General features: G+C 71.3%; 12 protein-coding genes, 1 pseudogene and 1 riboswitch. Of the genes and pseudogenes, 12 read left to right on the top strand and 1 reads right to left on the bottom strand.

What is annotated here, in order from left to right; genetic code table 11:
* Positions 1 to 796 (top strand): RNA polymerase sigma factor WhiG (whiG, locus tag CCN51_RS44975; protein WP_425444797.1); only part of this gene is annotated, 796 nt, incomplete at its 5' end.
* Positions 797 to 871: 75 nt separating this feature from the next.
* Entirely contained in the window at positions 872 to 1,426 is a 555-nt protein-coding gene (locus CCN51_RS44970) for a TetR/AcrR family transcriptional regulator (protein ID WP_014176051.1), read from the top strand.
* Here the strand turns inward: CCN51_RS44970 and CCN51_RS60365 are convergent.
* Positions 1,395 to 2,339 (bottom strand): murein hydrolase activator EnvC family protein, encoded by a 945-nt coding sequence (locus CCN51_RS60365; RefSeq protein ID WP_078610424.1) that lies wholly within the window; start codon positions 2,337 to 2,339, stop codon positions 1,395 to 1,397. The genes CCN51_RS44970 and CCN51_RS60365 overlap by 32 nt on opposite strands.
* A gap of 342 nt (positions 2,340 to 2,681) precedes the next feature.
* Between CCN51_RS60365 and rpsB the strand changes: the two genes are divergently transcribed.
* From rpsB to CCN51_RS44915, 10 genes and pseudogenes are all read left to right on the top strand, one after another.
* Positions 2,682 to 3,608: a 30S ribosomal protein S2 gene (gene rpsB / locus CCN51_RS44960; protein WP_086860881.1), complete on the top strand. Its 927-nt coding sequence runs from the start codon at positions 2,682 to 2,684 to the stop codon at positions 3,606 to 3,608.
* Between the two features lie 98 nt (positions 3,609 to 3,706).
* Positions 3,707 to 4,543 (top strand): translation elongation factor Ts, encoded by an 837-nt coding sequence (gene tsf / locus CCN51_RS44955; RefSeq protein ID WP_014176048.1) that lies wholly within the window; start codon positions 3,707 to 3,709, stop codon positions 4,541 to 4,543.
* Between the two features lie 183 nt (positions 4,544 to 4,726).
* On the top strand, positions 4,727 to 5,509 hold the full coding sequence (pyrH, locus tag CCN51_RS44950) for a UMP kinase (RefSeq protein ID WP_014176047.1): 783 nt from the start codon (positions 4,727 to 4,729) through the stop codon (positions 5,507 to 5,509).
* 104 nt (positions 5,510 to 5,613) lie between these two features.
* The gene (gene frr / locus CCN51_RS44945; protein ID WP_014176046.1) at positions 5,614 to 6,171 is read left to right on the top strand and encodes a ribosome recycling factor; all 558 of its coding nucleotides are present in this window, start codon (positions 5,614 to 5,616) and stop codon (positions 6,169 to 6,171) included.
* Positions 6,171 to 7,385: a phosphatidate cytidylyltransferase gene (locus tag CCN51_RS44940; RefSeq protein WP_043486650.1), complete on the top strand. Its 1,215-nt coding sequence runs from the start codon at positions 6,171 to 6,173 to the stop codon at positions 7,383 to 7,385. Before frr ends, CCN51_RS44940 begins: the two co-directional genes overlap by 1 nt.
* Positions 7,386 to 7,467: 82 nt before the next feature.
* On the top strand, positions 7,468 to 8,574 hold the full coding sequence (gene rlmN / locus CCN51_RS44935) for a dual-specificity RNA methyltransferase RlmN (RefSeq protein ID WP_014176044.1): 1,107 nt from the start codon (positions 7,468 to 7,470) through the stop codon (positions 8,572 to 8,574).
* A 61-nt stretch (positions 8,575 to 8,635) separates the two neighbouring features.
* Positions 8,636 to 8,740, top strand: a riboswitch (TPP riboswitch).
* Positions 8,735 to 9,814: a thiamine ABC transporter substrate-binding protein gene (locus tag CCN51_RS44930; protein ID WP_014176043.1), complete on the top strand. Its 1,080-nt coding sequence runs from the start codon at positions 8,735 to 8,737 to the stop codon at positions 9,812 to 9,814. (Overlaps the previous riboswitch by 6 nt.)
* 86 nt (positions 9,815 to 9,900) lie before the next feature.
* Positions 9,901 to 11,514, top strand: a complete 1,614-nt coding sequence (locus tag CCN51_RS44925; RefSeq protein ID WP_014176042.1) for an ABC transporter permease — start codon at positions 9,901 to 9,903, stop codon at positions 11,512 to 11,514.
* Positions 11,514 to 12,545 (top strand): ABC transporter ATP-binding protein, encoded by a 1,032-nt coding sequence (locus CCN51_RS44920; RefSeq protein ID WP_014176041.1) that lies wholly within the window; start codon positions 11,514 to 11,516, stop codon positions 12,543 to 12,545. Before CCN51_RS44925 ends, CCN51_RS44920 begins: the two co-directional genes overlap by 1 nt.
* A 263-nt stretch (positions 12,546 to 12,808) precedes the next feature.
* Positions 12,809 to 13,137 (top strand): annotated as a pseudogene (locus CCN51_RS44915) (alpha-(1-2)-phosphatidylinositol mannosyltransferase); the annotation flags it as partial.

Genomic DNA, 13,137 nt, shown 5'->3' with positions numbered 1-13,137 from the left:
GACCCCTGCCCGCGGCGCGGTGCGTCCCGCCGCCCCGTCATCGCTCGACGAGCTGTGGCGGTCCTACAAGTCCACGGGCGACGGTCGGCTCCGGGAGCAGCTGATCCTCCACTACTCGCCGCTGGTGAAGTATGTGGCGGGGCGGGTCAGCGTCGGGCTGCCGTCCAATGTCGAGCAGGCCGACTTCGTCTCCTCGGGCGTCTTCGGACTCATCGACGCCATCGAGAAGTTCGACCCCGAGCGGGCCATCAAGTTCGAGACCTACGCGATCACCCGGATCCGTGGCGCGATGATCGACGAGCTGCGGGCGCTGGACTGGATCCCGCGCTCGGTCCGCCAGAAGGCCAGAGCGGTCGAGCGGGCCTACGCCACACTGGAGGCGGCCCTGCGCCGCACCCCCTCGGAGGCCGAGGTGGCCGCCGAGATGGATATCGGCCTCGATGAACTGCACGGGGTTTTCAGCCAGTTGTCGCTGGCCAATGTGGTCGCCCTCGAAGACCTGCTGCACGCCAGTGGGGAGGGCGGCGAGCGGCTGAGCCTCATGGACACCCTGGAGGACACCGCCGCCGACAACCCCGTGGAGGTGGCCGAGGACCGCGAGCTGCGCAGGCTGCTCGCCCGCGCCATCAACACGCTCCCCGAGCGGGAGAAGACCGTGGTCACCCTCTACTACTACGAGGGACTGACGCTGGCCGAGATCGGCCAGGTCCTCGGGGTCACGGAGAGCAGGGTCAGCCAGATCCACACCAAATCCGTACTGCAGCTGCGGGCCAAGCTGGCCGATGTCGGACGCTGAATCGTCCCGGCAGTATCGCCCCCACCACGGGGCCTTTCGTAAAGTGGTGGCGTGCCCAGGATTCGAGCGGCCTCAGTGGCCGAGCACCGGACGATGCAGCGCGACGCCCTGCTGGACGCCGCCCGCTCCCTGCTGTCCGAGGGCGGTACGGAGGCCTTGACCTTCCCCGCCCTCGCCGAGCGCACGGGCCTTGCGCGGTCCTCCGTCTATGAGTACTTCCGCTCCCGCGCGGCCGTGGTCGAGGAGCTGTGCGCGGTGGACTTCCCGGTCTGGGCCGCCGAGGTCGAGGCGGCCATGGAACGGGTCGACTCGCCAGAGGCGAAGATCGAGGCCTATGTGCGGCAGCAGCTGGCGCTGGTCGGCGACCGCCGCCACCGGGCGGTCGTGGCGATCTCGGCCGGGGAGCTGGACGCGGGCGCCCGCGAGAAGATCCGGGCCGCGCACGGCGGGCTGATCGCCATGGTCGTCCAGGCCCTCGGCGAGCTCGGTCATGAGCAGCCGCGGTTGACCGCGGTGCTGCTGCAGGGCGTCGTGGACGCCGCGGTCCGCCGTATCGAACTCGGCGCCGAGGACCCCTCGGGCGTCACGGAAGCGGCCGTCACCATGGCCCTGCACGGCGTGCGCCCCTGACGACACCCCGCCCGGCGCCCATCGTCCGCGCCCGGCGCAGCCGCCCCCCGGCCCAGACCGCCGCGACCGCCAGCACGGCGGCCGAGGCCAGGCCCACGGGGCCGGAGGCGCCCGCGGTGCGCGAGGCGAGGGTGTAAGGCGTACGGCCGTCGGCCGTATGCGACGTGCCCCGGGTGCTCGCTCCCGGCGCGGCACCCGCTCGCTCCGGGACGTCCGGCCCCTCCGGGATGTCCGGCCCCTCCGGGACGCCGAAGACCGGCAGCAGCCGGGAGTGGCCGTGGCGCAGCATTGACGGGGTGAGCAGCGACAGCGGGTCCAGATAGCGGTCGCCGCGGCGCAGGCCCCAGTGCAGACAGCCGGATGGGCAGTGGAAGGGGCCCGTGCCCAGGACGCCCACCACCTGGCCGGCCCGCACCCGCTCGTCCTTGGCCACCACGGCCCGTACCGGCTCGTATGTCGTGCGCAGTGGCGGGCGGCCGGTGCCCGACAGCTCGATGGTGAGCACCCCGCGGCCCGCGACCTGGCCCGCGAAGGACACCCGGCCCGCGGCCGCCGCCCGCACGGGCCGGCCGGTGCGGGCCGCCAGATCCACCCCGCGGTGGCCCGCCGCCCAGGGGGTGGGTGGCGGCTCCCAGCCCCGCAGCACCGTCGGTCTGCCCGCGCCCGCCTCCGGCCTCACCGGCCAGGCCCGCCCGTCACGGGCCGGGGCCCCCGCGGCCGTGGTCGACTCCGATGCCGTGGCCGACTCCGACGCGGCGGCCGGCCGGGCCGACAGCGGCGGGACCACGCCGAGTAGGACCATGAACGGCAAGGTCAGCAGGGTCAGCAGCAACGTCGGCAAGGTCAGCGGAGGCCGGTCCGGGGCCGGGGCGGAGGCCCGGCCGACGGCTGGGGCAGCGGTGTGTGGTCGCATGGGGACACGGTGACGCGACTCGCCCGATTCGCGTGGATCATGGCCACGATCTGGGGACTACTCACGGGTTGTGGATATCGCCGTCACCCGGCACCGCACGGGTCCCGTACACTTCTTGTGGCGATCCGGGTCACCGGGTCGACTTCGCACGCCCCGCCACCGGCACCCCGATCGGCCTCGATCCATCCATCGATACCGCTCGAAGAGCACGGCGGCCGCGTCCCTCGGTCCTCGGACGAGCCCTCCGCAAGGCAAGGGCCCAGCCCGTGGCAGACGCGCCGGGGCGTCAGGCGCGGCAGCCGCCCGGCCGCCGCGGAACCGAGCACTTCAAGGAGTACGGCCATGGCCGTCGTCACGATGCGGGAGCTGCTGGAGAGCGGCGTCCACTTCGGGCACCAGACCCGCCGCTGGAACCCGAAGATGAAGCGTTTCATCTTCACCGAGCGCAACGGCATCTACATCATCGACCTGCTCCAGTCGCTGTCGTACATCGACCGCGCCTACGAGTTCGTCAAGGAGACCGTCGCCCACGGCGGTTCGATCATGTTCGTCGGCACGAAGAAGCAGGCGCAGGAGGCGATCGCCGAGCAGGCGACCCGCGTCGGCATGCCGTATGTCAACCAGCGCTGGCTGGGCGGCATGCTCACCAACTTCTCGACCGTCTACAAGCGTCTGCAGCGCCTCAAGGAGCTCGAGCAGATCGACTTCGAGGATGTGGCCGCCTCCGGCCTCACCAAGAAGGAGCTGCTGGTCCTCTCGCGCGAGAAGGCCAAGCTGGAGAAGACCCTCGGCGGTATCCGCGAGATGCAGAAGGTGCCGAGCGCCGTCTGGATCGTCGACACCAAGAAGGAGCACATCGCCGTCGGTGAGGCGCGCAAGCTCCGCATCCCGGTCGTCGCGATCCTCGACACCAACTGCGACCCGGACGAGGTCGACTACAAGATCCCGGGCAACGACGACGCGATCCGCTCGGTCACCCTTCTCACCCGCGTGATCGCCGACGCGGTCGCCGAGGGCCTTATCGCCCGCTCCGGTGTCGCCACCGGTGACGAGAAGGCCGGCAAGGCCGCCGGTGAGCCGCTCGCCGAGTGGGAGCGCGACCTGCTGGAGGGCGAGAAGAAGGCCGACGAGCCCGAGGCGGCCAAGCCCGCCGAGGCCGAGCAGCCGGCCGAGGCCCCGGCTGAGGCCCCGGCTGAGGCCCCGGCTGAGCAGCCGGCTGAGGCCCCGGCTGAGGCCCCGGCCCCGGCCGCGGACGCCGAGCAGGCCTGACCACTCGGACCACGTGTGACGGCGGGGGACGGTGCCTTGGCACCACCCCCGCCGTTCCCCCGTAGAGCTTTCGACTTTCGAGAAGAGATTCACAGATCATGGCGAACTTCACCGCCGCTGACGTCAAGAAGCTCCGTGAGCTCACCGGCGCCGGCATGATGGACTGCAAGAAGGCGCTGGACGAGGCCGATGGCAGCGTCGACAAGGCCGTCGAGGTCCTGCGCGTCAAGGGCCAGAAGGGCGTGGCCAAGCGCGAGGGCCGCAGTGCCGAGAACGGTGCCGTCGTCTCCCTCATCGCGGACGACAACTCCTCCGGTGTGCTGGTCGAGCTGAAGTGCGAGACCGACTTCGTCGCCAAGGGTGACAAGTTCATCGCCGCCGCCAACGCCATCGCCGCCCACGTCGCCAAGACCTCCCCGGCCGACCTGGAGGCGCTGCTCGCCTCCGAGATCGAGCCCGGCAAGACCGTCCAGGCGTACGTCGACGAGGCCAACGCGACGCTCGGCGAGAAGATCGTCCTGGACCGCTTCGCGCAGCTCTCCGGCGGTTACGTCGCCGCGTACATGCACCGCACCATGCCGGACCTGCCGCCGCAGGTCGGCGTGCTGGTCGAGCTGGACAAGGAAGACGCCACGGTCGCCAAGGACATCGCGCAGCACATCGCCGCGTTCGCGCCGAAGTTCCTGAGCCGTGACGAGATCTCGGCCGAGACCGTCGAGAACGAGCGCCGTGTGGCCGAGGCCACCGCCCGCGAGGAGGGCAAGCCCGAGGCTGCCCTGCCGAAGATCGTCGAGGGCCGCGTCACCGGCTTCTTCAAGGAGAACGTCCTGGTGGACCAGCCGTTCGCCAAGGACAACAAGAAGACCGTCCAGAAGATCCTGGACGAGGCCGGTGTCACGCTCAAGGGCTTCGCGCGCTTCCGCGTCGGCGTCTGAGCGTAGGCGTCTGAGCGTCGGCGTCCGAGCCGAACAGCGAATGACCGGCGACCCCGATAGGGTCGTAGGCAGCCAACCGTCAACCGGTCGGCCGCAGATGTGACGAGGAGGCCATTGCCGCAGAGGTCGAACAAGGACCCGTCCGGCAATGGCCTTCTTCGTATGTGCACGAGGAGATCTCCAATGAATCAGGGCGCGGGCGCCGGACAGGCCGCCGACGAGAAGAACGCTCAGGGCAGGGTCAAACGCCGTCGGTTCCTGCTCAAGCTCTCCGGTGAGGCATTCGCCGGAGGCGGAGGGCTCGGGGTGGACCCGGATGTCGTGCACGCCATCGCCCGTGAGGTCGCCGCGGTCGTCCGGGACGGTGCCGAGATCGCCATCGTCATCGGTGGCGGCAACTTCTTCCGCGGCGCCGAACTGCAGCAGCGCGGTATGGACCGGGCCCGCTCGGACTACATGGGCATGCTCGGCACGGTCATGAACTGTCTCGCCCTCCAGGATTTCCTGGAGAAGGAGGGCATCGACTCCCGCGTCCAGACCGCCATCACCATGGGCCAGGTCGCGGAGCCGTACATTCCGCTGCGCGCGGTGCGCCATCTGGAGAAGGGGCGCGTGGTCATCTTCGGCGCGGGTATGGGCATGCCGTACTTCTCGACGGACACCACCGCGGCCCAGCGGGCCCTGGAGATCCATGCCGAGGCCCTGCTCATGGGTAAGAACGGGGTGGACGGGGTGTACGACTCCGACCCCGCCCGGAACCCGGACGCGGTGAAGTTCGACGCCCTGGAGTACGGCGAGGTGATCACCCGCGACCTCAAGGTCGCCGACGCCACCGCCGTCACACTGTGCCGCGACAACAAACTGCCGATCCTCGTCTTCGAGCTTCTCGCCGAAGGAAACATCGCGCGTGCGGTGAAGGGTGAGAAGATCGGCACGCTCGTGAGCGACCAGGGCTCCCGGGCCTGACGGCTCATACGGGGGATGGACAACGGCCTGCCGGTCGGACACCGTGCAGGAGAAGACGCACGCAGGGGCGAGGCTCTGCTTACTGATAACACCAGGAGCAAGTGGTGATCGAAGAGATCCTCCTCGAGGCCGAGGAGAAGATGGAGAAGGCCGTTGTGGTCGCCAAGGAGGACTTCGCCGCGATCCGCACCGGGCGTGCGCACCCGGCGATGTTCAACAAGATCGTGGCGGACTACTACGGAGCGATGACGCCGATCAACCAGCTGGCGTCGTTCTCGGTGCCCGAACCGCGGATGGCCGTGGTGACCCCGTTCGACAAGACCGCGCTGCGCAACATCGAGCAGGCCATCCGCGACTCCGATCTGGGCGTCAACCCGAGCAATGACGGCAACATCATCCGGGTGGTGTTCCCCGAGCTCACCGAACAGCGCCGCAAGGAATTCATCAAGGTCGCCAAGGGCAAGGGCGAGGACGCGAAGATCTCGATCCGCAGCGTCCGCCGCAAGGCCAAGGAGTCCATCGACAAGCTGATCAAGGACGGCGAGGTCGGCGAGGACGAGGGCCGCCGCGCCGAGAAGGAGCTCGACGACACCACCGCGAAGTATGTCGCGCAGGTGGATGAACTGCTCAAGCACAAGGAAGCCGAGCTCCTCGAGGTCTGATGAACGACTCATCCTGGGGGGCTCCGCCGAGCGCCCGCCTCCGGGGACCGGCCCAGCAGGGACCCCCTCCCTCGCTTCGCGGCAAGGTGCCCTCGCCCTCGGCGGGTCCCGCGCACGACGTGGGCGAGGCGGCGCAGACTCGGCCCATGCCCACCGTGCCCCACGCAGGCGGAGACCCTTGGGATGCCGCCGACCGTGACCGGGGGGCCGCTCGGCCGAGCGGCCCCCTGTTCCGCGACGACCGGGAGCCGGAGCGTGGGCCGCGACGGCCTGCGGCGCACCCGCCGACGCCCCCGGACCGCCCCGACGCCACGCCCTCCGGCAGCGCCGCTCAGCCCGGCGAGGCGGGCAGCGCCGACCGTACGGGGAGCGAAGACGTGACGGGCGATGCGAAGAAGAAGAGCGCGGGCCGCAATCTGCCCGCCGCGATAGGGGTGGGCGTCGGCCTCGGCGTGCTGGTCGTCGCCTCGCTCTTCATCTACAAGCCGGTGTTCATCGGCGTCATAGCGGTCGCGGTGGTCGTAGGCCTGTGGGAGCTGACCTCACGGCTGGCCGAGCGCAAGGACATCCACGTCCCGCTGGTGCCACTCGCCGTGGGCGGTGTCGCCATGGTGGTCGCCGGTTATGTGCGCGGTGCGGAGGGCGCGTGGGTGGCCGTCGCGCTGACCGCCCTGGCGGTGCTCGTGTGGCGGATGACGGAGCCGCCCGAGAACTACCTCAGGGATGTCACGGCCGGCGTCTTCGCGGCCTTCTATGTGCCGTTCCTGGCCAGCTTTGTCGCGCTCATGCTCGCCGCCGACGACGGGCCGCGGCGGGTGCTCGTCTTTCTGCTGCTGACCGTGGTCAGCGACACCGGCGCGTACGCGGTCGGCTGGCGGTTCGGACGCCACAAGCTCGCGCCGCGCATCAGCCCCGGCAAGACCCGCGAGGGGCTGCTGGGCGCGATCGCCTTCGCGATGGTCGCGGGCGCGCTGTCCATGCAGTACCTGATCAAGGACGGCGCATGGTGGCAGGGGCTGCTGCTCGGGCTCGCCGTCGCGGTCAGCGCGACCCTCGGCGACCTCGGCGAGTCCATGATCAAGCGTGATCTGGGCATCAAGGACATGGGCAAGCTGCTGCCCGGCCATGGCGGGATCATGGACCGGCTGGACTCCCTGCTGCCCACCGCGCCCGTGGTCTGGCTGCTGATGGTGATCTTCGTGGGCGGCGGCTGACCGGCCCCACGACCCCGGCCGTTACGGCCTCGTGCCATGCGTGGCACGAGGCCGTACGCACGTCTGCGACACTGGTTGAACCATGCCCAAGCCCGGAGAACTCACATTCGTCGCGCCGCGCGGAGCCAAGAAGCCCCCGCGGCATCTCGCCGACCTCTCGCCCGCCGAGCGCCGCGAGGCCGTCGCCGCCCTCGGCGAGAAGCCCTTCCGGGCCGGCCAGGTATCGCGCCACTACTTCGCCCGGTACAGCCACGACCCGGCCCAGTGGACCGACATCCCGGCCGCCGCGCGCGAGAAGCTGGCGGCCGGGCTGCTGCCGGATCTGATGAGCGTGGTGCGCCACATCAGCTGCGACGACGACACCACCCGCAAGACCCTGTGGCGGCTCTTCGACGGCACGCTCGTGGAGTCCGTGCTGATGCGCTACCCGGACCGGGTCACCATGTGCATCAGCTCCCAGGCGGGCTGCGGCATGAACTGCCCGTTCTGCGCCACCGGCCAGGCGGGCCTGGACCGCAATCTGTCCACCGCCGAGATCGTGCACCAGATCGTCGACGGGATGCGGGCGCTGCGGGACGGAGAGATCCCGGGCGGGCCTGCGCGGCTGTCCAACATCGTCTTCATGGGCATGGGCGAGCCGCTTGCCAACTACAACCGCGTCGTCGGCGCCATCCGCAGGCTGACCGACCCGGAGCCGGACGGCCTCGGCCTGTCCCAGCGCGGTATCACCGTCTCGACCGTCGGGCTGGTCCCGGCGATGTTGCGGTTCGCCGACGAGGGCTTCAAATGCCGTCTCGCGGTGTCGCTGCACGCGCCCGACGACGGGCTGCGCGACACGCTCGTCCCGGTCAACACCCGCTGGAAGGTCCGTGAGGTCCTGGACGCCGCGTGGGAGTACGCGGAGACGTCGGGCCGTCGCGTCTCCATCGAGTACGCCCTGATCAGGGACATCAACGACCAGGCGTGGCGGGCCGACCTGCTGGGGCGGCTGCTCAAGGGCCGCCGGGTGCACGTCAATCTGATCCCGCTCAACCCGACGCCCGGCTCCAAATGGACCGCGTCCAGGCCCGAGGACGAGAAGGCGTTCGTGGCCGCCCTGGAGGCACACGGCGTGCCCGTGACCGTCCGGGACACCCGGGGGCAGGAGATCGACGGGGCGTGCGGGCAGCTGGCGGCGACGGAGCGCTGAGGGCCAGCTGATACGGTGCCCTGGCACCACCTCGTGCATACATCCACATCTCGTACAAGTGAACATCCGACAGGGGAGCGCGAACAGCGCTGAGAGTGCGGCTCGGCCGCAGACCCTCGGACCTGATCCGGGTCATACCGGCGTAGGGAGTCAGCCTCATATGAACAGCCGTCTTCGGCATGCCGTCGCCGCCGCCCTCTTCGGCTCGCTCGGCCTCACCACGCTCGTCGCCTGCGGCGAGGACTCCGGCTCCTCCGGAGGCTCCGGCTCCAAGACCGTGAAGCTGGTCTCGCACGACTCGTTCGCCGCGTCGAAGGCCGTGCTGAAGGAGTTCACCCGGCAGACCGGCTACAAGGTGCAGGTCCTGCCGGGCGGCGACGCCGGGGCGGCCGTCAACCAGGCGATACTCTCCAAATCGCATCCCCAGGGCGACGTTTTCTTCGGAGTCGACAACACGCTGCTCTCCCGCGCGCTCGACAACGACCTGTTCACCCCGTACCAGGCCAAGGGTCTGGACAAGGTCCCGGCGGCCCTCCAGCTCGACGCTGCCGAGCACCGCGTCACCCCGGTCGACTTCGGCGACATCTGCGTCAACTACGACCGCAAGTACTTCGCCGACAAGAAGCTGGCCCCGCCGAAGACCCTCGACGACCTGACCAAGCCCGCCTACAAGAACCTCCTGGTCACCGAGAACGCGGCCACCTCCTCGCCCGGTCTCGCGTTTCTGCTGGGCACGGCCGCCCGGTACGGCGACGACGGCTGGCAGGGCTACTGGAAGAAGCTCAGGGCCAACGGCGTCGAGGTCGTCGACGGCTGGGAGCAGGCGTACTACGACCGCTTCTCCGGCTCGGCGGGCGGCGCCAAGGGCGACCGGCCGCTGGTCGTCTCGTACGCCTCCAGCCCGCCCGCCGAGGTCGTCGACGCCAAGCCGCGGCCCGAGCAGGCCCCTACGGGGGTCGCGACGGGAACCTGCTTCCGCCAGGTGGAATTCGCCGGACTGTTGAAGGGTGCTTCGAACACCAAGGGCGGCAAGGCGCTGCTGGACTTTCTGCTGACCAAGCGTTTCCAGGAAGACGTGCCGCTCAACATGTACGTCAACCCGGCCCGCGAGGACGCGAAGCTGCCCGAGCTGTTCGCGAAGTACGGCGTGAAGATCGCCGACTCGGCCACCCTGGACCCGCGGAAGATCGCCAAGAACCGTGACCAGTGGGTCAAGGCATGGTCCTCGCTCGTCCTGTAAAGCGGCGTGAGCGCCCCGCCGCCGCGCCGGAGGCGGCGAAAGAGCGCCCTGGGCGGCTGCGCGGGGCTGCGCTGCGGCTGGCCCTGATGGCCGTGCCCGCCGCGTTCTTCGCGCTGTTCTTCGTCTATCCGGTGGCCGCCATCGTCACCCGCGGGCTGCGCATTGACGGTCAGTGGCGGCTGGGCCGCATCGGCGACGTGCTCACCGACCCGGCCGTCCTGGACATCCTGTGGTTCACCGGCTGGCAGGCGGCCGCCTCCACCGCCCTGACGCTGGCGGTCGCGCTGCCCGGCGCGTATGTCTTCGCCCGCTTCGACTTCCCCGGCAAGCGGCTGCTGCGCGCCGTGGTGACCGTCCCCTTCGTCCTGCCGACCGTCGTCGCGGGCTCGGCGTTCCTGGCCCTGCTCGGCCACGGCGGGCTGCTGGACAGCCTGTGGGGGGTGCGGCTCGACACCTCCGTATGGGCGATCCTCCTCGCGCACGTCTTCTTCAACTACGCGGTGGTGGTACGGACCGTCGGCGGGCTGTGGGCGCAGCTCGACCCGCGGCAGGAGGAGGCCGCGCGGGTGCTCGGCGCGAGCCGCCTGGCCGCGTGGCGGCGGGTGACGCTGCCGGCGCTGGCGCCCGCCGTGGCGGCCGCCGCCCTGATGGTCTTCCTGTTCACCTTCACCTCCTTCGGCGTCATCCAGATCCTCGGCGGCCCCCGGTACGCCACCCTGGAGGTCGCGATCTACCGGGAGACCGCCCAGCTGCTCGACCTGCCGACCGCCGCCGTGCTGACGCTGGTCCAGTTCGCGGCCGTGGCCGCGGTCCTGGCCCTGCACGCGTGGACCGTACGGCGCCGCGAGGGCGCCCTGAAGCTGGTCGCCCCCGAACAGACCGCGCGCCGCCCCCAGGGCGCGGCCCAATGGGCGCTGCTGTGGGGCGTGCTCGCCGTCGTGGCGCTGCTGATCCTGCTGCCGCTCGCGGTCCTGGTCGAACGGTCCCTGGACGCCCCCGGCGGCTACGGACTCGACTACTACCGCGCTCTCCAGTCGGTGGCGGACAGCGGCGGGACGTATTTCGTGGCCCCTATGGACGCCGTCTGGAACTCCCTGCGCTACGCCGCCGTGGCGACCGTCTTCGCGGTCGCCGTGGGCGGTTTGGCGGCGGCGGCGCTGACCAGAAAAGCGGGGCGGCTGGTACGGGGCTTCGACGCGCTGCTGATGCTGCCGCTCGGCACCTCCGCCGTCACCGTCGGCTTCGGCTTTCTCATCGCCCTGGACGAGCCGCCGCTGGACCTGCGCGCCTCATGGATCCTCGTACCGCTCGCGCAGGCCCTGGTGGGCGTGCCCTTCGTCGTACGGACCATGCTGCCCGTGCTGCGCGCGGTGGACCACCGGCTGCGCGAGGCGGCGGCCGTGCTCGGCGCGTCCCCGCTGCGGGCCTGGCGGGAGGTGGACCTGCCGCTGGTCGCGCGGGCCCTCGGGGTCGCGGCGGGCTTCGCCTTCGCCGTCTCGCTCGGCGAGTTCGGGGCGACGGTGTTCATCGCCAGGCCCGACCACCCGACCCTCCCGGTCGCCGTCGCCCGCTTCCTCGGCCGGGCCGGGCAGCTCAACTACGGCCAGGCCATGGCCCTGAGCACGATTCTGATGCTGGTGTGCGCGGGCTCCCTGCTGGTACTGGAGCGGATCCGCACCGACCGTTCGGGGGAGTTCTGATGACGCTGCTGCGACTGGACGAGGTGACGGTCCGCTACGGCGAGCGGGCGGCGCTCGACGCCGTGGACCTCGAGGTCGCCGAGCACGAGACGGTGTCGGTGCTGGGGCCCAGCGGCGGCGGCAAGTCCACACTGCTGCGCGTGGTGGCGGGCCTGGAACGGGCCCACACCGGCCGGGTGTGGCTGGCCGGGCGGGACCAGGCGGGGGTGCCCACCCACCGGCGCGGCGTGGGCCTGATGTTCCAGGACCACCAGCTCTTCCCGCAGCGGGACGTGGGCGGCAACGTCGCCTTCGGGCTGCGCATGCGCAAGGTGGCGCGCGCCGAGGCGGAGCGACGGGTCGCCGAACTGCTGGAGCTGGTCGGCCTGCCGGGCGCGCAACGGCGCGCGATCGCCTCGCTGTCCGGCGGCGAACAGCAGCGGGTCGCGCTGGCCCGCGCCCTGGCCCCGCGGCCCAAGCTGCTGATGCTGGACGAGCCACTGGGCCAGCTCGACCGCGGGCTGCGGGAGCGGCTGGTGGTCGAACTGCGCCAGCTCTTCGGCGAGCTGGGCACCACGGTCCTCGCGGTCACCCACGACCAGGGGGAGGCGTTCGCGCTCGCGGACCGGGTGGTGGTGATGGACGGCGGGCGCATCGCGCAGACCGGCACCCCCCTGGAGGTTTGGCAGCGGCCCGCCACCGAGTTCGTCGCCCGCTTCCTCGGCTTCGACAACCTGGTTGACGCCACTGTCCACGGCCAGAGCGCCGACACCCGCTGGGGCAAGCTGCCCGTGCCCGACGGCACCCCGCCGGGGCCGTGCCGCCTGCTGGTGCGCCCGGCCGGGGTGCGGCTCACCTCCCCCGAGAAGGGCCTGCCCTGCACGGTGGCGGCGCGCACCTTCCGCGGCGACCGCGTGGCCCTCGTCCTCCAACCTGCGGGCGCGCCGCGCCTGGAGGCGGCGTGTGCGCTGCGGGACGCGCCGAAGGAGGGGGAGCGGGTCGGCGTCGCGTTCGACGCGGACGACGTGGTGGTGCTGGGCGCGGGCTCGTAACCGCGCGGGCTCGTAACCGCGCGGACGCGTAACCGCGCGTGGGGTGTCACCGCGCCCCCGAGACCACCAGGCCCAGCCCGTACGCCAGGGCCACCGCCTGCGCGGGCGCGTCACCGTACGGGTTGATACTCAGGCTCCGTCTTCCGCCCACGGCGTGACCCTTTGTCACACCACGGCGTGATGCCGGAGTTACCTCCTGAGTGTGACGCGGCGGGGCGGGCGCGTTCCTAGCCTCGGGCCGTATGACCGAGCAGCCACGCGGGATGCCGCGCACCCTCGTGATCACCAATGACTTTCCGCCGCGCCAGGGTGGCATCGAGACCTTCGTCACCCGGCGCGCCACCAGCCGCGCGGTGGAGCTGGCCCGTCGCCACCGCTGCGACAGCGTGTGGTTCGGCGCCGCCGCGCCCCTGGGGCTGATGGCCGGGCGGCTGCGCCGCGAGGCGGGGTGCGCCGGATCGTCGCCACCACGCACGGCCATGAGGTGTGGTGGGCCCGCACCCCGGGAACCCGTGCGCTGCTGCGCCGCGTCGGCGCCGGGGCGGACACCGTGAGCTACCTGGGAGCCGCCACGGGCGCGCCCGTCGCCGCC

Origin of the sequence: Streptomyces milbemycinicus, assembly GCF_002154605.1 — a bacterium.
Lineage (GTDB): Bacteria > Actinomycetota > Actinomycetes > Streptomycetales > Streptomycetaceae > Streptomyces > Streptomyces milbemycinicus.
The sequence above is the reverse complement of the archived record's forward strand: the minus strand, read 5'-3'. Positions and strand labels throughout refer to the sequence as shown.